The organism is Achromobacter sp. FW305-C-28, from assembly GCF_058783235.1.
In genome coordinates, this window is the sequence record NZ_JBYSYL010000006.1 from 341,411 (window position 1) to 365,350 (window position 23,940).

General features: G+C 65.2%; 24 protein-coding genes. 11 read left to right on the plus strand and 13 right to left on the minus strand.

The genetic code is table 11. The features are described from left to right. Positions 1 to 64 precede the first annotated feature (64 nt). Together AC3WMR_RS17655 and AC3WMR_RS17660 are read right to left on the minus strand one after the other, a co-directional pair. On the minus strand, positions 65 to 973 hold the full coding sequence (locus tag AC3WMR_RS17655; RefSeq protein ID WP_492263979.1) for an FxLYD domain-containing protein: 909 nt from the start codon (positions 971 to 973) through the stop codon (positions 65 to 67). Continuing rightward, entirely contained in the window at positions 963 to 1,844 is an 882-nt protein-coding gene (locus AC3WMR_RS17660; RefSeq protein ID WP_492263978.1) for an FxLYD domain-containing protein, read from the minus strand. The genes AC3WMR_RS17655 and AC3WMR_RS17660 overlap by 11 nt, the downstream gene beginning before the upstream one ends. Positions 1,845 to 2,254: 410 nt before the next feature. Between AC3WMR_RS17660 and AC3WMR_RS17665 the strand changes: the two genes are divergently transcribed. Further along, a complete protein-coding gene (locus AC3WMR_RS17665; RefSeq protein ID WP_492263977.1) occupies positions 2,255 to 3,019 on the plus strand; it encodes a TSUP family transporter in 765 nt (254 codons plus the stop codon). A 54-nt stretch (positions 3,020 to 3,073) separates the two neighbouring features. Here AC3WMR_RS17665 and AC3WMR_RS17670 read toward each other — a convergent pair whose 3' ends face one another. The 7 genes from AC3WMR_RS17670 to AC3WMR_RS17700 form a co-directional block, all read right to left on the minus strand. Beyond that, positions 3,074 to 3,514 carry a CBS domain-containing protein gene (locus tag AC3WMR_RS17670; RefSeq protein WP_492263976.1) on the minus strand — a complete coding sequence of 147 codons (441 nt, stop codon included), beginning with the start codon at positions 3,512 to 3,514 and terminating at the stop codon, positions 3,074 to 3,076. After that, entirely contained in the window at positions 3,498 to 3,965 is a 468-nt protein-coding gene (locus tag AC3WMR_RS17675; protein WP_492263975.1) for a type II toxin-antitoxin system RelE/ParE family toxin, read from the minus strand. Before AC3WMR_RS17675 ends, AC3WMR_RS17670 begins: the two co-directional genes overlap by 17 nt. A gap of 438 nt (positions 3,966 to 4,403) precedes the next feature. Beyond that, entirely contained in the window at positions 4,404 to 5,417 is a 1,014-nt protein-coding gene (locus tag AC3WMR_RS17680; protein WP_492263974.1) for a proline racemase family protein, read from the minus strand. Between the two features lie 35 nt (positions 5,418 to 5,452). After that, a complete protein-coding gene (locus AC3WMR_RS17685) occupies positions 5,453 to 6,244 on the minus strand; it encodes an ABC transporter permease (protein WP_492263973.1) in 792 nt (263 codons plus the stop codon). Beyond that, complete coding sequence (locus AC3WMR_RS17690) at positions 6,241 to 7,089, minus strand: ABC transporter permease (protein WP_492263972.1); 849 nt, start codon at positions 7,087 to 7,089, stop codon at positions 6,241 to 6,243. Before AC3WMR_RS17690 ends, AC3WMR_RS17685 begins: the two co-directional genes overlap by 4 nt. Then, the gene (locus tag AC3WMR_RS17695; protein ID WP_492263971.1) at positions 7,086 to 8,135 is read right to left on the minus strand and encodes an ABC transporter ATP-binding protein; all 1,050 of its coding nucleotides are present in this window, start codon (positions 8,133 to 8,135) and stop codon (positions 7,086 to 7,088) included. The genes AC3WMR_RS17690 and AC3WMR_RS17695 overlap by 4 nt, the downstream gene beginning before the upstream one ends. A 16-nt stretch (positions 8,136 to 8,151) precedes the next feature. After that, positions 8,152 to 9,207 (minus strand): ABC transporter substrate-binding protein, encoded by a 1,056-nt coding sequence (locus tag AC3WMR_RS17700; protein ID WP_492263970.1) that lies wholly within the window; start codon positions 9,205 to 9,207, stop codon positions 8,152 to 8,154. Here AC3WMR_RS17700 and AC3WMR_RS17705 point away from each other — a divergent pair. The 5 genes from AC3WMR_RS17705 (at position 9,206) to AC3WMR_RS17725 (ending at position 14,145) form a co-directional block, all read left to right on the plus strand. Next, a complete protein-coding gene (locus AC3WMR_RS17705; RefSeq protein ID WP_492263969.1) occupies positions 9,206 to 10,414 on the plus strand; it encodes a GlxA family transcriptional regulator in 1,209 nt (402 codons plus the stop codon). The two genes, AC3WMR_RS17700 and AC3WMR_RS17705, sit on opposite strands and share 2 nt — an antisense overlap. 105 nt (positions 10,415 to 10,519) lie before the next feature. Next, positions 10,520 to 11,227, plus strand: a complete 708-nt coding sequence (locus AC3WMR_RS17710; protein ID WP_492263968.1) for a glutathione S-transferase — start codon at positions 10,520 to 10,522, stop codon at positions 11,225 to 11,227. A 472-nt stretch (positions 11,228 to 11,699) separates the two neighbouring features. Continuing rightward, positions 11,700 to 13,169 carry a methyl-accepting chemotaxis protein gene (locus AC3WMR_RS17715; RefSeq protein WP_492263967.1) on the plus strand — a complete coding sequence of 490 codons (1,470 nt, stop codon included), beginning with the start codon at positions 11,700 to 11,702 and terminating at the stop codon, positions 13,167 to 13,169. Between the two features lie 127 nt (positions 13,170 to 13,296). After that, positions 13,297 to 13,521: a DUF1653 domain-containing protein gene (locus AC3WMR_RS17720; protein ID WP_025139499.1), complete on the plus strand. Its 225-nt coding sequence runs from the start codon at positions 13,297 to 13,299 to the stop codon at positions 13,519 to 13,521. Between the two features lie 3 nt (positions 13,522 to 13,524). Beyond that, the gene (locus AC3WMR_RS17725) at positions 13,525 to 14,145 is read left to right on the plus strand and encodes a 3'-5' exonuclease (protein WP_492263966.1); all 621 of its coding nucleotides are present in this window, start codon (positions 13,525 to 13,527) and stop codon (positions 14,143 to 14,145) included. 13 nt (positions 14,146 to 14,158) lie between these two features. On the opposite strand, the gene AC3WMR_RS17730 is transcribed toward AC3WMR_RS17725, so the two are convergent. Next, a complete protein-coding gene (locus AC3WMR_RS17730; protein ID WP_492263965.1) occupies positions 14,159 to 14,449 on the minus strand; it encodes an antibiotic biosynthesis monooxygenase family protein in 291 nt (96 codons plus the stop codon). A gap of 122 nt (positions 14,450 to 14,571) precedes the next feature. Here AC3WMR_RS17730 and AC3WMR_RS17735 point away from each other — a divergent pair, with 122 nt between their 5' ends. From AC3WMR_RS17735 to AC3WMR_RS17745, 3 genes are all read left to right on the plus strand, one after another. Next, positions 14,572 to 14,985: a hypothetical protein gene (locus tag AC3WMR_RS17735; protein ID WP_492263964.1), complete on the plus strand. Its 414-nt coding sequence runs from the start codon at positions 14,572 to 14,574 to the stop codon at positions 14,983 to 14,985. A gap of 458 nt (positions 14,986 to 15,443) precedes the next feature. Next, positions 15,444 to 15,917, plus strand: a complete 474-nt coding sequence (locus AC3WMR_RS17740; RefSeq protein ID WP_492263963.1) for a hypothetical protein — start codon at positions 15,444 to 15,446, stop codon at positions 15,915 to 15,917. A 46-nt stretch (positions 15,918 to 15,963) separates the two neighbouring features. After that, positions 15,964 to 16,686, plus strand: a complete 723-nt coding sequence (locus tag AC3WMR_RS17745; RefSeq protein WP_175194586.1) for a hypothetical protein — start codon at positions 15,964 to 15,966, stop codon at positions 16,684 to 16,686. Between the two features lie 31 nt (positions 16,687 to 16,717). Here the strand turns inward: AC3WMR_RS17745 and AC3WMR_RS17750 are convergent, their stop codons facing one another. Together AC3WMR_RS17750 and AC3WMR_RS17755 are read right to left on the minus strand one after the other, a co-directional pair. After that, positions 16,718 to 19,144: a DUF3772 domain-containing protein gene (locus tag AC3WMR_RS17750; protein ID WP_492263962.1), complete on the minus strand. Its 2,427-nt coding sequence runs from the start codon at positions 19,142 to 19,144 to the stop codon at positions 16,718 to 16,720. 162 nt (positions 19,145 to 19,306) lie between these two features. Next, complete coding sequence (locus AC3WMR_RS17755) at positions 19,307 to 20,230, minus strand: LysR family transcriptional regulator (protein ID WP_492263961.1); 924 nt, start codon at positions 20,228 to 20,230, stop codon at positions 19,307 to 19,309. Positions 20,231 to 20,355: 125 nt separating this feature from the next. On the opposite strand from AC3WMR_RS17755, the gene scpC reads away from it, so the two are divergent. Next, positions 20,356 to 21,873: a succinyl-CoA:acetate CoA-transferase ScpC gene (gene scpC, locus AC3WMR_RS17760; protein WP_492263960.1), complete on the plus strand. Its 1,518-nt coding sequence runs from the start codon at positions 20,356 to 20,358 to the stop codon at positions 21,871 to 21,873. A gap of 50 nt (positions 21,874 to 21,923) precedes the next feature. On the opposite strand, the gene AC3WMR_RS17765 is transcribed toward scpC, so the two are convergent. Continuing rightward, entirely contained in the window at positions 21,924 to 22,871 is a 948-nt protein-coding gene (locus tag AC3WMR_RS17765) for a LysR substrate-binding domain-containing protein (RefSeq protein ID WP_492263959.1), read from the minus strand. 155 nt (positions 22,872 to 23,026) lie between these two features. On the opposite strand from AC3WMR_RS17765, the gene AC3WMR_RS17770 reads away from it, so the two are divergent. Next, the gene (locus AC3WMR_RS17770) at positions 23,027 to 23,392 is read left to right on the plus strand and encodes a hypothetical protein (protein ID WP_492263958.1); all 366 of its coding nucleotides are present in this window, start codon (positions 23,027 to 23,029) and stop codon (positions 23,390 to 23,392) included. Positions 23,393 to 23,940: the final 548 nt, after the last annotated feature.

Sequence of the window (23,940 nt, forward strand, 5' to 3'; positions counted from 1 at the left end):
CGGGCCGCCCCTGTTTTGCGGGTCCGGGTCCTGGCGAGAGGGCGGGCCGGGCCCTGTTCCGCGCCTAGTTGGCCTTGGCGTCGTACACCACGGCCACCCGCGCGAAGTTGCCGCCGTATTGCTTGACGTCCACCTTGAACGGCGCGCTTTCGCCGGGTTGGAGCTTGGGCAGCTTCAGTTCCGAATACTGGGCGCCCGACAGCCTGTCCTGCGCGTCGTACAGGCTGACCCATACCTTGACGTTCTGGACCTCGGCCTTGTCGTCGTTGCGCACCCGGCCATGCACCACCACATACTTGTAGCGGAAACGGTAGGTGAAATTCAGCGTGCCGGTGCCGACGGCCGCCTCGGTGTTGTCGACGGTGATGTCCAGCTTGGGACGCATGCCGGGCAGCGCGGCGCGTTTGGCAGGTTGCCAATCGGTCTTGATCTCGCTGTAGCGCTCGAAATCCTCGCCTTGCAGCCGCACCGGGATGCGCTCGCCGGGATACAGCATGGACGGCAGCGACCATTCCTGGCGCAGCCGCAGCGGACGGGCGCCGTCGAACACCGACAGCGTCATCCCGGGCGATAGCGCAACATAGCGGTCACTGGTGTTGACGACTTCGGCCAGCAGCAGCGGGCGCTCGATTTCGTCCAGCAGGCGCCGCGGCGGCGACAGCGACAGCGCCGCCGGGTCGAACAGCGCGAAGTCCGGGTCCAGCAGTTCCGCCGTGGTCAGGCGCACGTGGTCGATGACGCGCGTATTGGCGGGGCTGACCCGCACGATGCGGCTGGCGGGGGGCGCGGGTTTGGGGGCGGGCTCCGCGGTGGCCATCGCGGCCTGGGTGGTGGTCGTGGCCTTGGCCTTTTCCCAGGGCAGCATGCCGTTGTACTTGGCCAGCGCATAACCGCCGGCGGCCAGGATGACCAGCACCAGTCCGGCCTTGGCGGGCAGGGACAGGCGTTTGGGTTCGGAACGGCTAGCTTTCACTTTGCACCATGTAATCGTAGGAGCCGACCTTGCCTTCGGACAGCATGTCGCAGGACACGTCGAATGAGGTCACCGCGCCGGGGGCGAGCGAGTTGGCCGAGCCGTAGCCGTTGCCCGTGCCGATCAGCTTGCCGTCTTCGCCGTACAGCATCACCGTAATCTGGGTGCTGTTGGCGGCGGTAGAACCCGCGTTGCGCAACAAGCCGACCAACCGATAGGCGCCGTCGTTGCGCACCAGTTGCACCTTGTCGGCGGCGATCTCCCGCGCGGTGCTGCGGGTGCGGGACGGCACGCTGGGCTCCAGGGTGTAGCGGGTATAGGAGGTGTCCGGCAGCGTGATCACCACCGGGGTGTATTCGCCGGGCAGCAGGGTGCGCGCCAATGGCGACCCGGTCGCGGACGACAGTGTCAGTTCGCCCTGGTAGAACGTAGCGGTGACGCGGGGGCTGTCGATCTTCTCGCCCGTCTCGTTGCGCATCACCATCACCAGCTGGTTGCGGTTGCGTACGCGCATCTCCTGCACGTCGGTCAGCTTGACCAGCGAGGCGTCGATAGGTGGGATGACCGGCGGGCGGTAGGGGGCTCGGGTTGACGAGCCGCTGGCAAAGAGCGATATCGTCAGCGGCAACAGGATCGCCAGCACCGTCAGCACGATCGCCACGATGGCAATCGGCGGCAGCTTGGGTTGCGCCGGCTGCTGCATGCCGCGCAGGATCTTCTCCAGCCGCTGGGCGACGTTGTCCTCGACCAGGGTCACGGCCTGGCAGTGGGCGCACTGGTACTCGTTGGTATCCAGTTTGATGAACTGCGCGCTGCCGCAAGTGGAGCAGGTCAGTGTCACCGTATTGATCGTGGTCTGTTTGGGCGTCATGCTGGGCGGAAAACGCGCCGGGCTCGGCGCGGCGCCAGGATGGCGCGGCAAGACCCGGCAGAGCGTGGCTTACAGGGCGGGAAGGATAGCGGGGGCGGCCGGGTGCAGGGTGCATGAACGCATCCAGTTATGACAAGATGTGTGAGCGGGGCATCAGACTCGCTTCACGAGGGGGCTCCAGGCGGCGTTCAGGTGGGCCTTCAGACGGGGTTTCAATTGCGCTCCAAGTCGCGGCCCTGGTGGCACCCGCAGGTTGGGGGCCCGCGCAAGGGGGAGGCTGCCCCACCCCCGGTGCTATCATCGCCCGCGTCCAACCCTCTTCTTGAATACGCCGTTCCCAGTCGTTCCGCTCTTGGCCGCTTTCCGCCGCGGCCGCGCCGAGCCGAGGCAGGTCAGGCTCCGCCCGAAGCATGAGCATCTTCCAACACGTATTGTTCCTCGCCTGCGTGGCGCTGGCGACCTACGCCCAGACCATGACGGGTTTTGCCTTTGGCCTGGTGCTGCTGGGCCTGTCCGGCGTGTTCCAGCTGGCCTCCGTGTCCGACGTGGCCAATGTGGTCAGCGTGCTGTCGCTGGTCAATGCGGTCGTCACTTTGGCCCGCGCCAAGCCGCAGGTCAATTGGCGGCTGATGGCGCCGGCGTTGGTCAGCAGCCTGGTCGGCGTGGGGGCGGGGGTGGCCGCGCTGGCGTGGATCAGCGGGTCCATGGCGGTGCTGCTGCAATTGTTGTTGGGCGTCACCATCATGGCCTGCGCCGTGCTGCTGGTGGCGCGTACCCAGCCGCTGGAGCGCCTGTCGTCGCGGGCGTCGTTCCTGTTCTTCGGCGGCGTGTCGGGCGTGTTGGGCGGGTTGTTTTCCAGCGCTGGCCCGCCCATGGTGTATCACCTGTACCGCCAGCCCTTGCCGCTGGCGTCCATTCGCAACAGCCTGCTGGTGCTGTTTTCCCTGAATGCGGTGGTGCGCCTGGCGCTGGTGACCGGGCAGGGCGCGTTCATGGCGAATTCTTTCTGGCTTAGCCTGCAAGCCTTTCCGGTGGTGATCGGCGTGACCTGGGCGGCGCGCCGCTATGGCACCGCCGGGTCGATGAAAACCATCAAGCGAATGGTGTTCGTGCTGCTGGTCGCGGCCGGGCTGGGCTTGGTCGTGCCCGCGTCCAGGATCCTGGCCGGCGGCTAGCGGCCAGGGTTCCGCTGGCTGGCCGCCGCCACGAGCGCGCCGCGCACGGGCAGGTCAGTGGGCTTGCCCGGAGATGTAGCGTTCAAGTTCGGTGATGATGAACTTCTGTTCGCTCATGACGTCCTTGACCAGGTCGCCGATGGACACCAGGCCGACCAGCTTCTGGTCATCGATGACCGGCAGGTGGCGAAAGTGCCGCTCGGTCATCAGCGCCATGCAGTGTTCTCGCGTGTCTTCCGGCCGCACATAGAAAACCGAATCGGTCATGATGTCGCGCACTTTCGTGGTGCGCGACGCCCTGTCCTGCAGCACGATCTTGCGGGCGTAGTCGCGCTCGGTCAGCATGCCCAGCACCTCGGCGCCGTCCACCACCACCACGGCGCCAATGCCGCGTTCGGCCATGGTCTTGATGGCGTCGTACACCGACGAATCCGGCGTGACCGTCACGACGGCCGGGTTGGCCTTTTCCCTGAGAATCTCAGCAACTTTCTTCACGATGTGCTCCCGAATCGCTGGCAAGGTTCAAACTCCGGCCCGCGCCGCACGCCTGCGCGCGACGAGCGGTATGGCCGTGGCTCCATCCTAAGCCCGGGGCAGGGATTGCCGCAAGCGTCCGATAAACAGGGCGCTGATAGTGCGCCGGGGGTTCTCGCAGCAGATGGCTGTAGTCGCGTCCGCCGTAGAAAATGCCAATGATGGTCACTGACGCGCGTTCGCCCACTTTATAGGCAATCGTGCAGCGTCGCTGATGGTGCAGAAATCGCATATCGGGCGTGACGGTATCGCGCTGCGCGCCCCGGTAGGGAAAACTCGCCAAGTCCAGGCAGGCCCGTACGACATCATCAATGTATCGATCCGCCGCACTGGCGGAGCCCGCAGCGCTGAAGTACCGCTGCATGTCAATGATGTCGCGCAAGGCATCGGGGGCGAACACGACGGGCGTCATGTCAGCGCGATGGGCGAGATGACGCGCGCTCGGCGGCGAGCGCGGCCCGAACGTCGTCGATGGTCAGCAGTCGAGAGGGATCTGCCTGGCAAGCCGCACTGATTGCCTCGACCTGCTCGATCCAGTCTTGCTCATTGGGAAGTTTGTTCCTGGGAACATAGCGGGGCGGCAGTGGCGCGGACCCGCGGTTGGCCGTTGCCGACGCGGAATAGGGGGGGATTGGGCAGCGCAGCATGGAAGGTGCCTTGTCGATTTGGACAAGGACAGACTACGTGTTCCTCTATGCCGCTACAAGCGTTTCCACCCCCGTCATTCCGTCCGATCTTTACTCCGATAACGTCGCGTGACGAGAACGAGGGAACCGGGGGGCTGCGGTCATCTTCATCCCTCCAACGCGGAGCGGAGGCGGCCCGCAAGCGCCGGCCGCCTCCCGTCACCTCAACGAATCAGGAACCCCGCGCCCACCGGGTCATTCTTGTCGATGACCCAGCGCGCCGTACCCAGGATGCTGGCGGTGCCCTTGACCGTGGGGCGCACCGCGCGGGTGCCGTTCAGGTTCACCTCGCCCAGCAGGCAGCCTTCGAATGTGCCGCTGCCCAGCAGGCCTTCCGACTTGATCGGCTGGTTCAGGCCCATCTTGCCGCGCGCCTCGAACATCGCCATCATCGCGCTGGTGCCGGTGCCGCCGGGCGAACGGTCCAGCTGCCCCGCGCTGAACACGTGCACGTTCTTGTAGAACGCGCCTTCGATCGTCGGCTGGTGCCAGAACGTAATGAAGTTAAGGTTGTTGATGTGCGCCTCCGTCGGGTGCTGGATGCGGTGGCGTGCATTGAGCTGGTCCCGCACGATCAGGCCCATACGCGACAGTTCCGTGCCGTTGTCCGGTGAAATGCGCAGGTCGCAGTTCGACAGGTCGACGATGCCGAAGTAGTTGCCGCCCCACACGATGTCGGCCGACAGCTTGCCGTAGCCCGGCAGTTCCACCGGGATGTCCTGCGCCGCCACGTAGGCCGGCACGTTCTCGAAGCGCGTCCACAGCACGTTGTCGCCTTCGGACGCCACTTCCGATACCACCAGGCCGGCGGTGGTCTCGAAGCGGATGCGGGTGATGCCGTCCTTGCCGCGCGGCACCAGGCCGTTGGCCACCATGGCCATGCTGACCGCGATGGTGCCGTGGCCGCACATGTGCGAATACTCGGTGCCGTCGATGTAGATCAGGCCGGCGTCGTACTCGGAGCTGGACGGCGGCGTGAGGAACACGCCGAACATGTCCTTGTGGCCGCGCGGCTCACGCATCAGCGCCTTGCGCAGCCAGTCGTAATGCTGTTCCAGGAACGCGCGCTTTTCCAGGATGGTCGAGCCGGCGGGGTACGGAATGCCGCTATGCACGATGCACAGGGGCTCGCCTTCCGTATGGGTATAGATGACATCGAACGCGTCTTGCTTGCGCATGACAAAAGCTCCAGGCGGGTGATAGAAGAGAAAAGTTATTTGCCGCGTTCGGACAGCATGTCCAGCCCGACGGTCAAATCCAGGATCACGATGGCGACGACCGCAGCCACGATCGTGGCGCCCGATACGGCTGCGATGGTCGGATCAATCGTGTATTGCACATAGTTGAAAAGCTTCACCGGGATCGTGTTCAGGTCCGCGGTGGTATTGAAGATGGATAGCTCCACGTTGATCCACGACGAGATGAACGCGAAGATCGATCCGGTCACGATGCCCGGCCGGATCTGCGGCAGCACCACCAGGAAAAACGTGGTCCAGGGGTTGGCGCCCAGGTCGGCAGAGGCTTCTTCCAGCGCCCGCTGTTCGGGCGTCAGCAGCGTCAACGTGGATCGCAGCACGAAAGGCGCGATGATCACGATGTGGCCGATCAACAGCGACAGGAAGCTGCGCGTCAACCCGAAGTACGCGCCGAACTGCAACAGCGCCGCGCCCAGCACGATGTGCGGCAGCACCAGCGGCGACATCAGCACCGATGTCAACGCGGCCTTGCCCGGAAATTCGTAGCGCGCCAGGGCCAGCGCCGCGGGCACCGTCAGCAGCACTGCCGCCACGGTCGCGGCCAGCGCCAGCACCGTGCTGGTCGTGAACGCAGCCACGTAGCCGGCTTCCACCAGCAGCGTGCGATACCACTCCAGCGTCCAGCCCTGCGGCGGAAACGCCAGGTACGGCGTGGCGGTGAACGATGCCCCCAGGATCACCACGAGCGGCAGGGCCAGGTAGGCCAGCACAATCAATGCGGTCAGTCGGATCAGGTGGCGGGCGATCATCGCGCGGCTCCCGGCGAGGTGGCGGCACGGTTCGCCAGCGCCACCAGGATCAGCGTAAAGACCAGCAGCACCATGCTCAGCGCGCCACCATAGTGAAAGTCGAACACCGTGCTGTATTGCTGGAAGATCAGCATCGACAGCACCGTGACGCGGCCGCCCGACAGCAGCGCCGGCGTCACATACGCGCTGACCGCCAGGGTGAAGACGATGATGGCGCCCGAGACCACGCCTGGCAGTGTCAATGGCCAGGTCACATGGAAAAAGGTCGCCGCGGGGCTGGCGCCCAGATCGGCCGACGCCTGTTCGCAGGCCGGGTCCACCCGCGCCAGCGCATTGCCCACCGCCAGCACCACGAAGGGCAGCAGCACATAGACCATGCCGATCAGGATGCCCAGCTCGGTGCCGATAAAGCGCATCGGCCGGTCTACCGCGCCGGTGGCCATCAGGCCCTGGTTGACCAGGCCGTTGCGGCCCAGCAGCACCATCCAGCCGAAGGCGCGAACGATGTTGCTGGTGAACAGCGGCACCACCAGCAGGATCACGCAGGCGCGGCGCCAGGCTTGCCAGCGCACCACGCGCACCAGGTACCAGGCCAGCGGATAGCCCAGCACCAGGCAGGCCAGCGTCGTGAACAGGGCCAGCCGGAACGTCACCAGGATAACGTCCCAGTGGTATTGATCGGCCAGAACGCGCAGGTACTGGGCGGCCGTGGGCGTCAGCCCATCAGGCCCGCCGGTGGCGCTGGCCAGCGCCACCACCGCCAGCGGCGCCAGGAAGAACGCCGCGAAGAACAGCACGGGCGCTGCCAGCAGCAAAGCGGGAGAAAGCCAGGCGCGCCGCATCATGGCTGCCCGCTTATCAGGTGCAGGTTCTGGGGAGCAAACGCCAGCGCCACCTCGGCGCCGCCATGCAGCCCCGTGGGGGCACTGCCGCCATGCCGCGCCACCAGCGTCTGCGCGCCGATGTCGACGTGGATCATGCTGTGGCTGCCGACGTTGATCACGTCGGTCACCTTGCCGGTCAGCATCGCATCGGCCGCATCGCACAGTTTCAGGTCTTCGGGTCGCAATACCGCCAGGCCGCGGGCGGCGACCGGCTGCGGAAAGTGCGGCACGCGCAGGCCCTGGGCGTCCAGCACCAGGGTGCCGTCGTCGGTGGCCGTGTAGGCCAGGAAATTGGCGTCGCCGATGAATTCGGCCACGAACTGCGTGGCCGGGCGCCGGTAGATATCAGTGCCCGCGCCCACTTGCTCGATGCGGCCCGCGTGCATCACCACGACGCGGTCGGCCATGGTCATGGCTTCTTCCTGGTCATGGGTGACGAAGACGAACGCGATGCCCAGTCGTGCCTGAAGGTGCTTGAGTTCAAGCTGCATGCGCTTGCGCAGCTTCAGGTCCAGCGCCGACAGCGGCTCATCCAGCAACAGCAGCTTGGGCTGGTTGACGATGGCGCGCGCCAGCGCCACGCGCTGCTGTTGGCCGCCTGACATTTCCCGGGGGTAGCGCGCACCGAAATCGGCCAGCCCCACCATGTCCAGCGCCTCCCGGGCGCGGGTCGCAGCCTGTGCCCGGGACGCGCCCTGGCGCCGCGGGCCATAGGCCACGTTTTCCAGCACCGTCATATGCGGAAACAGCGCGTAGTTCTGAAACACGGTGTTCAGCGGCCGGTGGTGCGCGGCCAGGCGGCTGATGTCCTGGCCGTCGATCAGGATACGGCCGGATTCCGGCTTCAGGAAGCCGGCGATCGATTTGAGCAGCGTGGTCTTGCCGCAGCCGCTGGGGCCCAGCAGGGCCACGAACTCTCCCTGCTGGATCGCCAGGTCGATATGGTCCAGCGCCTGGTAGGCGCCGAAGCGCATCGACACGCCTTCGATAGTGAGCAAAGCGGACATGGGAACGGGACCTTGCTCAGCGCTTGCGGGCAACCTGCCGGTTCCACGCATCGGTGATCTCGGCGCGGCGGGCGTTGATGATGTTCCAGTCGAACAGGCTCAGGTTCTTCACCGAGCCTTCCGCGCCCCAGGGCAGCTTGCGGGCGACGTCCTTGGACACCTGCACGTCCTTGACGGCCGGGCCCAGGTAAAGGCGGGTGGCCAGGCACGCGGCGGCGTCCGGCGTCAGCGCGGTGTCGATGAACTTCTGTGCGGCAGCCTTGTTGGGCGCGCCCTTGACCAGGTGCAGGCGCGCGTCGGTCGCCCAGACGCCTTCCTTGGGCACCGTGAAGCCGATCGGCAGGCCCTTGTCGATCAGGTCCCAGGCGCCCACGTTGAAGTGCGCGCCGATCACGGCTTCGCCGCTCTGGTAGGCGTTGGTGGCGGCGCCCGAGCTATCAAAGAACAGGGCGGTGTCCAGCGACGCCAGCTTGGCGTACAGCGGACTCAGATTCGACGGATCGATCGCCCAGACCCGGGCCAGGAAGAAAATGAACGGCACGCCGGACGAATTGGCGGGCGAGGGCACCGCCACCGCACCCGCATATTCGGGCTTCCACAGGTCTTTCCAGCTGGTCGGCGGCTGGGTCACTTCCTTGGTGCTGTAGGTGATGCCCAGCGAGTAATAACCCGTGCTGACCGCGAATACGGATGGGCCGTCGCGATACACGCCCTGGTCGATCACGTTCTTCAGGTTGGGCACGGCGGCCGGGTCCAGCGCATCCAGCACGCCGGCCTGCTGCGCCAGCTCGCTGATGCCGCCATCCATCCAGGCCACATCGATAGTCGGCGCGGCCTTCTGCTGCTGCAGCTTGGCCAGCGTGGTGGTGGACGTGCCGACTTCCGGCACCACCGTCACGCCCGTCGCCTTGGTGTACGGGTCCGCCACGCAGGCCCGGAACGCGTCGCCCCAATTGCCGCCGTACCAGGCGACCGTGATCTTCTGCTGCTGCGCCAGCGCTGCCTGCGAAGCCAGGATCAGCCCCGCACCCAGTACGGCGGCGCCCAGCGCGCTGCGGTTGTGTGTTGCCATGTCGGATTCCCCTTGTAGATTTGTCGATCCGCGAATCGTTGACTCAAGTACCACAGCCACATCTTGGGCGATGCTCGGGAAAACGAGCTTGAAGGCGCGGGACATAAACTTGAATAATTGCGTCATGACTGTCGCCGCGCCACCTTCGTCCGCGCCGCTCTCCTATGAAGACGGCGCAGACCCGCTGCCCCCGGGGAAACCCGCACTGACCGTCGGCCTCGTGCTGCTGGACCAATTCACGCTGGCCGCCTTTGCCGGTTTCGTGGATGTACTGCGCCTGGCGGGCGACCACGGCGGGCGCAGCCGGCAGATCCACACTGCCTGGCGTGTGATGAGCTGGGACGGCAAGCCGCGCTGTTCCAGCGCCGGCCTGACCATCGACGTCGCCGCGGGCCTGCCCGACGACCCGACCCAGTTCGACTACATCGCCGTCTGCGGCGGCAACGACTATTCCAGCGGCCGAATGCCCGAGCCGCTGCGCGATTGGCTGCGGCTGGCGGCCGCGCAACGGGTACGCCTGCTCGGCATCTGCACCGGCACCTTCGCCTTGGCGCAGGCCGACGTGATTGGCCCGCGCACGGTCTGTGTGCACTGGAATGTGCTTGAGGCCTTTCGTGAGCGCTTTCCCCAGACCCGTGCCGTGGTCGACCGGCTGTTCGTGGACGAAGGCGACCTGATTTCCTGCGCGGGATCGACTGCCGCGATCGATCTTGGCCTGTACCTGGTGGCGCGCCACTGCGGCCGCGACAAGGCGCAGCAGGCGATGCGCCACATGATGCTGCAAGGGGCGCGGCCCGGTCGCGTGCCGCAAGCGCATTTCCGCACCGATCTTTCGGGTATCCAGGACGTGCGGGTGCGCCAGGCGGCGCATTTCATCGAACAGCGCATCGACAATCCGCCGCCGCTGGATGCCATTGCGCGTTATGTCGGCGTAGGCCGCCGGCAACTGGAAAGAGCCTTTCGCCTGGCCACGGGGATGTCTCCCATGGCGTTTCAACGACAACTGCGGCTGGAATACGGCAGTTGGTTGCTGCTGAATAATGCCTGCAGCATCACGCAGATTGCCCTGGACTGCGGCTTTGCCGACGGCGCGCATTTTTCTCGCGATTTTCGCGCCCATTTCGGCCAGTCGCCGCGCCAGTATCAACAGATACATGGACGCCAGGCCGCGCAGGTCGACGGCGAAATCAGCGTCTTTGCTGTCTAGGCCGGTTACCTCCCGAAACCGTGTGGCTCCGTGCCGTCATCAGGCATGGCTGGTCCCTGCCTTAGTATGGGCAGGAACTGGCATTCCGTTGGGAAGGAGACCTGCATGACCTACGATCTTTGGTATTGGGACGGCATCCCCGGACGGGGCGAATTCGTGCGCCTGGCGCTGGAGGCGGGCGGTATTCCTTATCGCGAGCGGGCCCGCGAACCCGGCGGTGAAAACGCATTGCTCAAAGACATGCTGTCCGACCGCAAACACCCGCCATTCGCGCCGCCGTATCTGGTGGCCGGCAAGATGACGCTGGCGCAGACTGCCAACATATTGCTGTTCCTGGGCGAAAAGCATGGCCTGGCGCCTGACACCATCGAAGGCCGCCTGTGGGTGAACCAATTGCAGCTGACCATCGCCGACATGGTGGCCGAGGCGCACGATACGCACCATCCCATTGCCGCCAGCGATTATTACGAAGACCAGAAGGAAGAGGCCGTCCGCCGGGCCCGCAGTTTCCGCGAAGAGCGCATTCCGAAATTCCTGGGCTATTTCGAAGGGGTGCTGGCCGGGCCGGATGCCTGGCTGGCGGGCGGCAAGCACTGGACCTACGTGGATTTATCGCTGTTCCACCTGATCGATGGCCTGCTCTACGCATTTCCCAAGCGCATGGGCACCCAGGCCGCGAAATTCCCCAACATCATGGCGCTGCACCGGCGGGTGGCGGAACTGCCCGCGCTGCAACCCTATTTCGCCAGCGGCCGGCGCCTGCCCTTTGGCGAAGGCATATTCCGCCACTATCGGGAACTGGACGCGGAATAAACCCTCGCCGGTTTTCGATCTGACGCCATTTTCATTCACGAGTTAAATAAATAGGGCCGCCGTCGAGGCGGCCTTTTCATTATTACTGCGAGGCATTCCGAAAATGCTAGGCGGATGCGTACTAACCCTGATGTCGCCATGTAGGGCGCTTTATGTCGCAGATGAATTAATGCTGAATTTGCGAGTAATAAAGAAACGTCGTGAAACTTTTTTCAGTAACTGCCTTCTCAAAATATTGAGAACGCCTGATTTTTAGGATTAAATATTTTCGACTGGATACATTCTTCCGTTTTTCTGTATTCACTGACCTGCCGTCGCTGCGGTAGCGACGGATATGCAGGCAAGCATGTGCATGCGGCGCGGCGTGCACTGCCTGATTGTTGGGGCGCGCCAAGCAGTCTGCTTCAGATAAGCCGCCGTTTCTTTATCCGTTTCAGGACACTCGTCCCATCCACTGGCAGGAGACGTCAACATGCAATGGCTTACCCTAAACCGCTTGCTACGTGGCGAGCGCGGTATGCAGAAAGCGGACCTGTATGGCCAGATCGCGGCCATTCACAAGGCGCAGGCGGTTATCGAATTCGATCTCGAAGGCCACGTGTTGATGGCGAACCAGAATTTCCTGGACACCATGGGCTACGAACTGGACGAGGTGCTGGGGCAGCATCACCGCATGTTCGTCGACTCCGACGAGCGTGAATCCCCCGAATATCTGGATTTCTGGCAACGGCTGGGGCAGGGCGCGCACGATGCGGGCCGTTATCGGCGGATGCGCAAGGACGGTTCGGATGTGTGGCTGCAGGCCAGCTACAACCCGATTTTCGACAAACGAAATCGTCCCTTCAAGGTGGTCAAGTACGCCACCGACATTACCGAGCAGCAACAGCGCCAGGCCGATACCGAGGGCCAGCTCGAAGCGATTTCCAAGGTGCAGGCCATTATCGAGTTCGAACTGGACGGCACCATCATTCGCGCCAACGACCTGTTCCTGAATGCCGTGGGTTATCGCGAAGACGAGGTCGTGGGCCGGCATCACAGCATGTTCGTGCTGCCCGAAGAGGCGCGCGGCCAGGCCTACAAGGATTTCTGGCGAAAACTGCGCGGCGGCCAGCACGATACCGGCCAATACCTGCGCATCGGCAAGAATGGCCGCCAGGTCTGGATCGAAGCCAGCTACAACCCGATTTTCGACGCCGAGGGCCGGCCGTTCAAAGTCGTCAAATTCGCCACCGACATCACCAAGCGTTTCACCGCCGCCCAGACCCTGCGCGTGGCCGTTCAGGGGCTGACCGAAAATGCCGAGCGCGCCAGCCAGGCCAATACCCTGGCGCAGGACGCCTGCAAGGTAGCCGAAGAAGGCGGCAAGACCGTGCAGGGCGTGGTGCGCACCATGAGTGCCATTACCGACAGCTCCAAGCGCATTTCGGAGATCATCGGGGTGATGGACGGCATCGCATTCCAGACCAATATCCTGGCGCTCAACGCCGCGGTCGAGGCTGCGCGCGCCGGGGCGCATGGCAAGGGTTTTGCCGTCGTCGCGGCCGAGGTGCGCAGCCTGGCGCAGAACAGCGCCGCAGCAGCCAAGGAAATCAAAGGCCTGATCACGACCTCGGTCGAGCAGATCGAAAACGGCGCGAGCCAGGTCCAATCGGCCGGCGCCACCATGGAAGACATCGTATCGTCGTCGCGCCGGGTGACGGAAATCATGGGAGAAGTCGTCGAGGTCTCCCTGGCCCAATCGGGGAAGCTGGGTGAAGTGACCGAAGACATCACCCAGATGACCGCCGAGGCCGCATCCGCCCTGCAGGCCGCCCACGAATTGCATGGCGGCCATGCCATCTTGAAACCCGCGGTCAAGCCGGTGGCGCCGTCCGTGCGGGCCCGCCCGGCCGCCAATACGCCGTTGCCGCCCAAGCCCGTGCTGGAGTACGTGCGGTACTGAGTACCCGGTGAGCACCCGGGGCGGCGCCATCGGCCGCCCGAGTGCGCTATAAATACGGTCTTGTTTGAACCCGTCGGCCCAGGCAGGAATTCCCCGCCCGGGCCGTGCTTTTTTGCGGCAATCTTCAATGACCGAATCCGAAGCCCTGGCGTTAGCCACCCATCGCCACTACAAGGGCGGCCTGTACCGCTATGTGGATACCGCCCGTCATTCCGAAACGGAAGAGTCGATGGTGGTCTACGAGCATCTCTGGCCGCACGCGCGCGGCCTGTGGGTGCGGCCGGCCGACCTGTTTTTCGGCCAGCTGGCCGATGGCTCGCCGCGTTTTGCTCCGCTGCGCGCGGCGGAGTAGGCCGTGGCCTTCTACTACCGCAGGACGCGTCAGCCGGGCGCCACTGCCCGGCCTGCCGGCGCCGCCCGCCCACCGTCGGCGGCGGTGTCCGCGGCGCTGGACGCCTTGCGCGGTCCGTTCATCGTGGCCGACTTGGAAACCACGGGCTTGTCGACCTCGAGCTGCGAGATCCTGGAATTTGCCGCAGTCCGCGTGGGACTGGACGGCGCCGCCGAACGGGAATATGCACAAGTGGTGCGCACCCGCGGCGCCGTGCCGTCCTTCATTTCGCGGCTGACCGGCATCACCCAAGCCGAAGTCGACAGCCAGGGCCTGCCCGTGGCGCAGGCGTTTGCGCGGTTCCTGGAGTTTGTCGAAGACCTGCCGGTGTTTTTCCACAACGCGTCGTTTGACCGTCGCTTCCTGGAGGCTGCCGCGCTGCAGACCGGCATGCCGTTCGCCAATGCCACTCATTGCACGCTGGCGCTGGCCCGGCGAGCCTGGCCGGAACTGCCCTCGCACAAGCTGGACGTGCTGGCGCGGCATGTGGGGGCATCCCAACCCACTCACCGGGCGTTGGCCGACGTGCGCACCACGGTGGCCGTGGCGCTGGCGGCCAGTTCAAGGCTGGCGGCGTCAGGCTGACGCCGCCCGTTTTTCAGACCACTTTCTGTTCGTGATGCACCTGCGGCGGTTCCACGAAGAAGCCCGCCACGAGTTTGCGCCACTCTTGAAAATCGGGCGATTCCCGGAAATCCACCATATGGTTTTCAACGGTTTCCCAATCCACGACCAGCGTATAGCGCTGCGGCTGTTCGATGCTGCGGTACAGCTCCATGCCGTGGCAGCCCCGGGCGCGCAGAAAAAGCGGCTTGGCCTGCGTTACGCCGGCCTCGAACAGCGCCTCCTGGCCTTCGCGGACATGAATGCTGGCGATCTCCTGGATCATGATGGTGTCTCCGGATGAAAGGGGCCGGGCAGGGCCCGGTCGGGCGGAGTAGTATGGCTGAAAAATCCCCTCGCGTCGCCGGGCGGGCAGCGGGTTCCGCCTGCCAGCCCCCCGCCATTCCGATGAACCGACAAGCTGTCACCCTGCCGCGCCTGATCGTTGTCCGCCTGTTGTGGTACGCGGCCGTTGGCGCGCTTGCTGTCATGGCGCTGGCCTCGCAAACCCAGTTCAGCGTGGCCGCGGTGCTGTCGGCCATTGCGATCTACGTGCCGCTGTCGATGCTTGGCCTGCCCTTGATTGCCTGGCTGGGGTTGAGCCGCGCCAAAGGCATCGCGCCCAAGGGACCGGCACCTGTCTGGCCCTGCTGGCTGGCCGGCGGGGCTGGCATCTCGTTGCTGGCCAGCTACCACCTGTCGGCCCGGCTGGAACTGGCCGAGTGCGGCGTGCTGTTGTTGCTCGTCGCGGTGGACCTCGCGCTGGTGCGGCGAGAATCGGCCTGCCTGGCCGGGCGCATCGGTACGGACCCGCGCGCCTGACCCTGCCGCGCTCGGCGTCGGCAAGCCATTGCGCCGTCGTGATACGGCTTTGCCCCTTCCATCCTGACAGTCAGCCTAACGGCTGTCGCCGCTCGGCTTGCCGCCGTGCGCGCTAGGTTAATTGCGCGAGAGCGCGGCGCGTCGACCCATCCTTAGAGTTGAGAAGCGCCGCAGCAATTTCGCGCGCGGCGCTCGCCGCCTCGTCCATCCGCATGGCCTGCGGCGCGGTGCTCGCAGATTCCACGACATCTTTTACGTCTTCTTCCCCACTCTCTTGGGACCGGTCGCCCGTTTAACCGATATCGACATCCTTAGTGCGGCGCAATCATTCCGTACCAATACAAAAGTCCCAAGCGTCACGTTGCCGTAAGGGCGTACTGCGTCGGGGTGGTAAAGGTCCGCGCCGGTCGGCCACCGGCACCTGTTCATCCGCATGAAACGGATCAGGAGGAGCTCAAATGAAAAAGCTCGCAGCAGTCGCAACTTTGTCCTTCGTCGCGTTCTCCGCCTACGCGGGCGGGCCGAGCCCCAGCATTTCCGCATCGGGCCACGTCGGCACCATCACCGGAACGGTCTCGTCGGTTTCCACGGGCACTTCCGTGGTGTCGACCCAGATCAACGGCTATGGCACATCGAGCCAGACGTCGTTCGGTGAGACGGGCGGCGTCGCCAGCGCCGGCGGCACGTTCGACAAGGACGGCACCAACGTGGTAACGAGCACCCGGCAATACGCCACCAGCGAGACCTACGGCCACATCACCGGCAATGCGCCGATCATGGTGGGCGACAGCATCGCCAACGGCGGCGCCACGTTCGGCAGCACCACCACGAACGCCTCGGCAACGGGGACGTTCAATGCGGGGGCGATCGGCGCCACGGCATCGATTCACGGCATCGGTCCCGTGGGCGGTATGGGCGGGTTCGGTCACTGAGCAGCAGGCAACCCGGACGGCCTCGGCCGTCCGGCTGGAGGACATCATGAAAACCATTGCGCTTGCCTTATCCCTGTCGCTGTCGCTGGTGGCCTTCTCGGCCAACGCCCAGACCAGCTCTTCCGCTGCGACGACCTCGGCGTCATCGGGGTCCACCAACGCCGGCAACAACCAGGGTATTACGCTTAACTCCAACAATAGCGGCTCGAGCACCTTGCGCACGGCGCCGCCGATTGGCGCGCAGAGCTTCTACGGCTCGTTCTCGTCTGACAGTTGCATGGTGTCGGCGGGCGGCGGCGGTTCGGTCGTAGGGTTCGGCATGAACGTCGCGTTTCCGGTGGAAGACACAAAATGCAGCCTGCGCCGCAACTTCGAACGCACCATGCAGGCTGCCGCGTCGACCAAGGATCCGGACCGCTCGCGCAGGTTGGAAACGGCCGCGGTCGACATCCTGTGCCAGACCGACGACCGTACCAAGGCGGCGTTGACCGCCCAGGGCCTGTGCACCAATCCGTCGTTGACCACGGCTGACCACCGCTTCGAGAATCCGACCGTGGCCCAGGCCGCGCCCGCAAGCGCCGCGCCGCAGGCCATGATCGCGCCCGCCCAGCCGCCGATGCAGACGGCGCAATACGCGCCGCCGCCTGCGCCCGTCGCCGCGCAAGCCTATCCGGTGCTGTCGGTGCAGAACTCCATGTCCAACTCGCCGCCGCTGCGCAATCCGCGGATGGATCGTCAAGGGCTGGTGGACTTCTATTCGCCGGGTTGAAATCGTGTCCGGCGAACCGATGCGTAAAGGATCAGGGCGTGGCGGCTGGCGCGGCCGTGGCGCCCGGTCCTTCAGCGGCAGGCGCTTGCAAGGCCGTGGCCTGCGGCGCAGAGGCCAGCAGCATGGTGGGGGGCGACGATACCTCCAGCCCGGCGTCATGCAGCCGTTGCAGCAACGTGAACAGCAAGGCGCTGCGCACCCCGTACGACGAGCGTGGCGACGACACATAGCCCTTGGCGTTGAACACCAGGTTGCCGCCTTCGATGCCATCCAGGAACACATTCGGCGCCGGCGTATCGAGCACATCCTCGTGGTCGGCAAACGCTTGCAGGATCAATTCGCGCACACGCTGCGCATCCGTTGACAGCGGCAGCGGCAGCTTGATCTGCACCAGGCCCAGCGGGTTCGAACGCGTGACGTTGCGCACGGTCTTGGTCACGAATTCCGAGTTCGGCACGATGACCGTGGAACGGTCGCCCATCTGGATTTCCGTCGCGCGCACATTGATGCGCAGAATGTCGCCCTCGACACCGCCCAGCGACACCCAGTCGCCCACCTTGACCGGCCGCTCGGCCAGCAGGATCAGGCCCGAGACAAAATTCTGCACCACCGCTTGCAGGCCGAAACCGATACCCACCGACAGTGCACTGGCGATCCATGCCACCCGTTCCAGGCCGATGCCCGCCGCGGACAGCGACAGGGCCACGGCCAGCACGAAGCCCGCATAGCCGAACAAGGTCGCGGCCGACAACTGCATGCCCGGGTCGAGTTCGGTGGTCGGCAGGTAGCGGTTGGACAGCCAGCGCTTGAGCATCTTCACGCTCAAGAGCGATACCGCCAGCACCAGCAACGCTTGCAGCACGGCGCCGGGGCGAATCTGCGCTTCGCCGATGGCCAGCCCCTTGCGCAGCTGGTCAAAGCGTTGCAGCAAGTCCATCGGCCCTTCGCCGAAGGGCGCCAGCAGCAGGATCACCGCCAACAGCCCCACCGCCACGCGGCCCACGCCGGACAGCAGCACCGCCGCCTGGTCGCGCAGGCTGGGGCCTTCGCTGTCGTCGCGGTGCGACGTTCCCAGCAGGGTGCTGAAACCGTCTTCGATCAGGGTCGACAGCAGGTAGGCCGAGGCCAGGATGATCGCGACCCACAGCACCTGCTTGGTCAGGAAACTGCCAAAGGCCACGTAGCCCGCCAGCAGGCTGGCCAGGCTGATCGCCAGCACGGTACCCATCGCCGTCAGCAGCAACGAGATCCAGAAGGGTGTCGGCGCGGCGTCCGCTTGTTGCGCCTGGCGCCGCAGGCGTCGGCCGATCGACAGCGCCACCGCCATCGTCAGCATGACGAAGACGGACACGATGCCGGTCAGGGTGATCGTCGTGGTCAGGCTGGCGTTCAGCAGCACGGGCAGCCGTTCGGCCAGCCAGATCATCACGACCAGCACGCCCAGCACGCCGGGCAGCCAGCGCAGGCGCTGCGCGACCGCGTCGGTAATGGGCGGCAGGCGCCACGACGGCCGATTGGTCGACATCAGCGCGTAGCCCAGGCCCGACACGTAGCCGCCGAAACACACCGTGGCCACCAGGTTGGCCAGCAGCGCACCGGTGCTGTCCGACAGTTGCGAATTCCAGTCCAGGCCGGTGTGGATCAGCACGGCGATGACGCCGGGCGTCGCGACGGCCAATGCCAGCAAGGCAACGGCCAGGAACGAGCGGCGCAGGCGCCCGGGCGGCACCCGGGTCGCCGTGATACGGAGCAGAACACGGCCGATCCAGATGCGCAGTGCAATCGCCACGGCGGCCGCCACGGCCAACAACAGCCAGCCCCCTTTGGGCGTTTGGCCGACGGCGGTGGTCAGGTCATCGCGCAGCGCCACCAGGCGTTCCAGGTCGCCGGGAAATTCCTCGCGGAACTCCGCCCAGAACTGGCCGGACAGGAACGAGTCGCGTCGTTCCCCCAGCCGTGCCTGGAATTGCGTGCGGCGCAAGCCCGAGATCTGTTCGGCGGTCTGCGCCGCATCCACCGACAACAGCCGCGCCAACTTGATCTGCGCATCCAGCGCACGGCTGTTCTTTTCCAGCTGCATGCGCTGCGCCGCCACGTCGGGCGCTTCCTTGACGCCGTCGGGCGGGGCGCCCAACTCGCTCAGGCGCGCCGTCACGCTGGCCAACTGCGGCGTCAGGGCGTCGGCGGTGGCATCGGCCTTCGATTGGATGTCCTGCACATCGCCGCGCTGCTTGAGCAGGTTGGCATCGTCGGTTTCATCCGGCACGCGCTTGCGGATGTCATCGAGCTGCTTGCGGGCATTGGCCAGCGTGGCGTCGGTGTCGGCGGGAGCTGCGGGCGCCGCGGCGAAGGCGGGGCCCATGCAGAATGCCAGCAGCAGGGCGGCGATCAGCGCCGCAAAGGAAAGCATGCGCGGCCGGGCGGCGCGCAAAGGCGGGTGTTGCAGGTTCGGGGTCATTTTTCTTGGGGCGATTCGCTCGCGTCGAGGCGGCAGCATACCAAGCCGCAGACGGGGCCGTTGCAACAAAAACTCAGCTGCGTCCCTGATAGATTTCGTGGCATCGGCGATGCCGCTGGCCGTCCGTTTGTCAGGAGAAATAGGGCCGGATGGACGCGGGTTTCAGGGCGGGGATCCGCGCTTGCGGGTGGCCGCTGGCCGAGTCTTGCCCAGCACGTCATCGCACACGGCCAGCCAGGCCCGCGCGGCGTAGGAAAGATAGCCGGAGGCCTGCCAGATATGGCCGACTTCCCATTGCAGTCCGGACTTGGCCAGCTTGGCGGTGCTCAGGCCGCGCGTCTTCATCCGCTGCATCAGCGGCTCGGGCAGCAGCGCCGCGCCCAGACCGGCCGAGGCCATCGCCACCAGGAAGTCCCAGTGCGCGCTCTGGGCGGCGATGCCGGGTTGCATGCCGGCATCGGCAAAGGCCTGCCGCAGCCGCCGTGTCATCGCGAAATCGTCCGTGGGAATCAACAGCCGGGTGTCGCGCAATGCGCTCAACGGCAGTGACGTCTTGCCGGCCCAGGCGGCGTCCGGCGGCCCGATCACCCAGATGGGATAGCTGCCAAAGGCCTGCACGGCCAGGCCGCTGTCGGGCGCGACGGGCAGGATGGTGGCGCCGACTTCGAGCTCACCGCCGGCCACCTGCTCTTCGACCGCGCGGCCCGTGCCCTCGCGCAGGGTCAGGTGGATGCCGGGATGCAGTTCGCGAAAGCGTTTGACCACCGGCGTGAACAGCAGATTGATCATTGGCGGAATGCCGACTTCGAGCGCGCCGCGCTGCAGGTCGGCGGTCTGGCGCATCTCCTCGGTCAGCTGGCGCATGGTTTCCAGCACTTGCAGGCCACGCTGGTACATCACGCGGCCCGTATCAGTGGGTCGCGCCGTGTGGCCGTCGCGCACCAACAGCGCGGTGCCGGCTTCTTCTTCCAGCTGGCGGATCATCTTGCTGACCGTGGATTGCGTCACGAACAGCGCCTTGGCCGCCTGCGTGAAGCTGGCGTGCCTGACGGTTTCCACGAAATAACGCAGGGCGCGCACGTCCAAGGCTCAACTCCTTTGCAAGACGCGGAACATTCAATCAATGAAAAAAACGACTGGATTGAATGATTTTAAGTCATTACGAGATTTGGCGCGGCCTTCCTATACTGCGAAAAAAATCTGGAGACACCATGCATCTCGACCGTATCCGTCACCCTGGGCTGCGCGCCAAGATCACGTCCGCCGAACAGGCGGCCCTGCTGGTCCAAGACGGTATGACCGTCGGTATGAGCGGCTTTACCCGCGCCGGAGACTGTAAGTCCGTGCCCGCGGCCCTGGCCAGCCGGGCAGAGCGCGAGCCGCTGTCCATCACGCTGATCACCGGCGCCTCGCTGGGCCACGACACCGACAAGGTGCTGGCGCAGGCCAATGCGCTGGCGCGTCGCATGCCGTTCCAGGTCGACACCACGCTGCGTCGCAAGATCAACCAGGGCGACATCGCTTTCATCGACCAGCATCTGTCCGAGACGGCGGAGCAATTGCGCGCAGGCCACATCGGCCCCATCGACGTCGCGATCATCGAAGCCGCCGCCATCACCGAAACCGGTGCCATCGTGCCGACCATGTCGGTGGGCAATTCGGCTTCGTTCGCCCAGCAGGCGCGCACCGTCATCATCGAACTGAACCTGGGCGTGCCCGCGGCCATCGAAGGGCTGCACGACATCTACGTGCCCGGCGACCGTCCGGGGCGCGAGCCGATCGGCCTGGTGTCGGCCGACCAGCGCATCGGCCAGCCGTTCATCCAGGTGGACCCTGATCGCATCGCCGCCATCGTCATCACGCAAGAACCGGACAGCCCGTCCAACGCCTTGCCGCCCGACGCCGAGACCAATGCCATCGCCGCGCACATCAACGCCTTCCTGCGCCGCGAAGTCGATGCGGGGCGCCTGACCAATTCGTTGCTGCCGCTGCAGGCAGGCATCGGCACCATCGCCAACGCCGTGCTGCATGGCTTCGAGTCGTCCGACTTCGATGGCCTGACCATGTATTCCGAGGTGCTGCAGGACAGCGCCATCGAATTGCTGGACCAGGGCAAGCTGGCGTTCGCATCGGCCTCGTCCATCACGGTGTCCAAGCCGGTGTACGAAAAGATCCTGGCCAACATCGAGCACTATCGCGAACGCATCGTGCTGCGCCCGCAGGAAATCAGCAACGCGCCGGAAATCGTGCGCCGCCTGGGCATCATCGCCATCAACACGGCGCTGGAATTCGACCTCTACGGCAACGTCAACTCCACCCATGTCGGCGGCACCCACATGATGAACGGCATCGGCGGCTCGGGCGACTTCGCCCGCAATGCGCACCTGGCGATCTTCGTGTCCAAGTCCATGGCCAAGAATGGCGATATTTCCAGTGTGGTGCCCATGGTGTCGCACGTGGACCATACCGAGCACGATGTCGACGTGCTGGTCACCGAGTGCGGCCTGGCCGACCTGCGCGGCCTGGCGCCGCGCGAACGCGCCCGCGCCGTCATCCAGCACTGCGTGCATCCGTCGTACCGCGACGCGCTGCAAGACTACTTCGATCGCGCCTGCCAACGCGGCGGCCAGACGCCGCATCTCTTGGAAGAAGCGTTTTCCTGGCACCAGCGTTTCAACGAAACGGACAGCATGCGCGCGGCGCAGTCCGCCGAGCGCAAGGTCGCCTGAGTCCGTCGCGGTTTAACTGCCGCCGCAGTTGGGGGTAAAGCCGGGCCGCTTTACCCCTTTTTTTCTTGCGCGGCCTGGGCGGCCTCGTGGCGTGCCGGTGTCACCAGCGTCTTGCTCGACCGCTCCAGCTCATCGCGCAGCCATTGCTTGAATGCCACTAGCGGCGCCCAGTCGCGCAGGCTGGGCCGGTAGACCAGGTGATAGGTCTGCGCCTGTTCGTAGTGCACGCTGACGGGCGACACCTGCACCAACCGTCCCGTGCAGATCGCGTCGGCCGCCAGCAATTCACGCCCTAGCGTGATGCCCAGCCCCTGTTCCGCCGCCTGCAGCATCATGCCTGCGTCATTGAAGGTCGCCACCGGCGTAACGGGCACCCGCAGGCCGGCCGCGGCGAACCAGTGCTGCCACATATCCCGTTCGCCCAGCAGCGGCTGGCGCGCCAGCGTTTCGGGCGTGTTGTCCGGCAAGGCCCGCGCCGTCTCGGGGGACGTCAGGGCGATCAGCGGCAGGGGCATATCGAACAGCGGTTCTGATTCGACGCCCGGCCAGGGCCCGCGGCCAAACCGCAACGCCGCATGAAAACCGTCGCGCAGCAGATCCACGACCTGCTGGGATGTCTCGATTTCCAGCGACAGACCAGGGTGCTGGGCATGCCAGCGCGCCATGCGCGGCAACAGCCAGCGCTGCGCAAATGACGGCAGCACCGACACGCGCATTCGCTGCGCGCTGCCGCTGGCCGCCGCTGACGCCGCCATCAGCCCTTCGTCCAGCAACGCCATGGCGCTTTGCACGCTGCACAGCAGTGCCGCGCCGGCGGCATTGAGCACAATGCCGCGCCCGCTGCGCTCGAACAAGGGGAAGCCCAATTGCTCTTCCAATCCCTTGATCTGCTGGCTGACCGCGCTGTGCGTCAGGTGCAGCCGATCCGCGGCCGCGCGCAGGTTCTGCAGCTCGGCGACCGCGCGAAACGCCGGCAGGGTATTCAGGGGCAAACGCATGGATTCGGGGGGGTAAAAAGGATTGTCTGGGGAAGAGGCACGCAAAGTACCTCGATTGGTTAGCTTAACTGACCGTATCGGGTAAAACAATTCGATTTTCAGGGCGGATTTGGGCGACTACGCTTACCAAAAGGATCGAATCAAGGAGATCACCCATGACCGCGCACTCTTGCCCCCCGATTTCCCCGCCCTTCGGCAACGTGCCCCAGGCCGTTCGCACGGCTCGTTCGTCCGAAGATCCCCTCTATCCTGCGTCTAAAGCCGCCGCCGCTCAAGCGGAGATAGCCGACGCGGTCCCGGCCGTCACCAAGGCCGACTCGGTGCCCACGCCAGGTGGTCTCATCGGACGTCTTTGGCGTGCCTATCGCCAGAAGCGCGCCGAAGCGGCGCTGCGCAATCTGGCCCATGAAATGGATGCCCACATGCTCAAGGATGTCGGCGCCCCGCCATGGCTGGTGAACCAGACGACCCACGAGCAGTCCCTCAAGCGGATCACCCGCATCGACAACCTGCGCTGGTGAAGGTCAGGCGGTGCCTCTATATAGATGGCGCCTCTATATAGCGCGCGCCGCCAGCGGTAGAGGGCCGCCTGAGGTAGGAGGGCTGGCGAACAGGGAGAGGGGCTCCAGCGGGGCGTCCTCCGATTGCCTCCCTACCCTATAGAGAACTTCCAACTTTCTCTATATATAGAGCACTTCCAACTTCTCTATATATAGAACACCCTGCAGGGCATCCCGTACAGACGGCCGCCGCCCGAGGGGCCACAGACCTGCACAGCGTTGCCTGCCTGGCCGGTCCCGCGTAGCGGGGCGTAAGCCAAAGACGATTTTTGTGCAGGTTTTTGCTTCCGGCGCGTGACAAGCCAAAATTCTGTGCTATAGTCTCGCTCCTTCGCAGTTCAAGCAGTTTTCTGAACCGCGAAGCCAAGCAAGTGCAACGGATCAGGACGCAAAAGCGAACGGATCTGCCGCAGGGCTCCAGGGCGATGAGTTGGTCAGCAGTTTGTGACCTGATTCTCGAACCAGCAGTCAGCGGGTTTTGCAAAAGAGGGTGCAAATCAGGCAGAAGC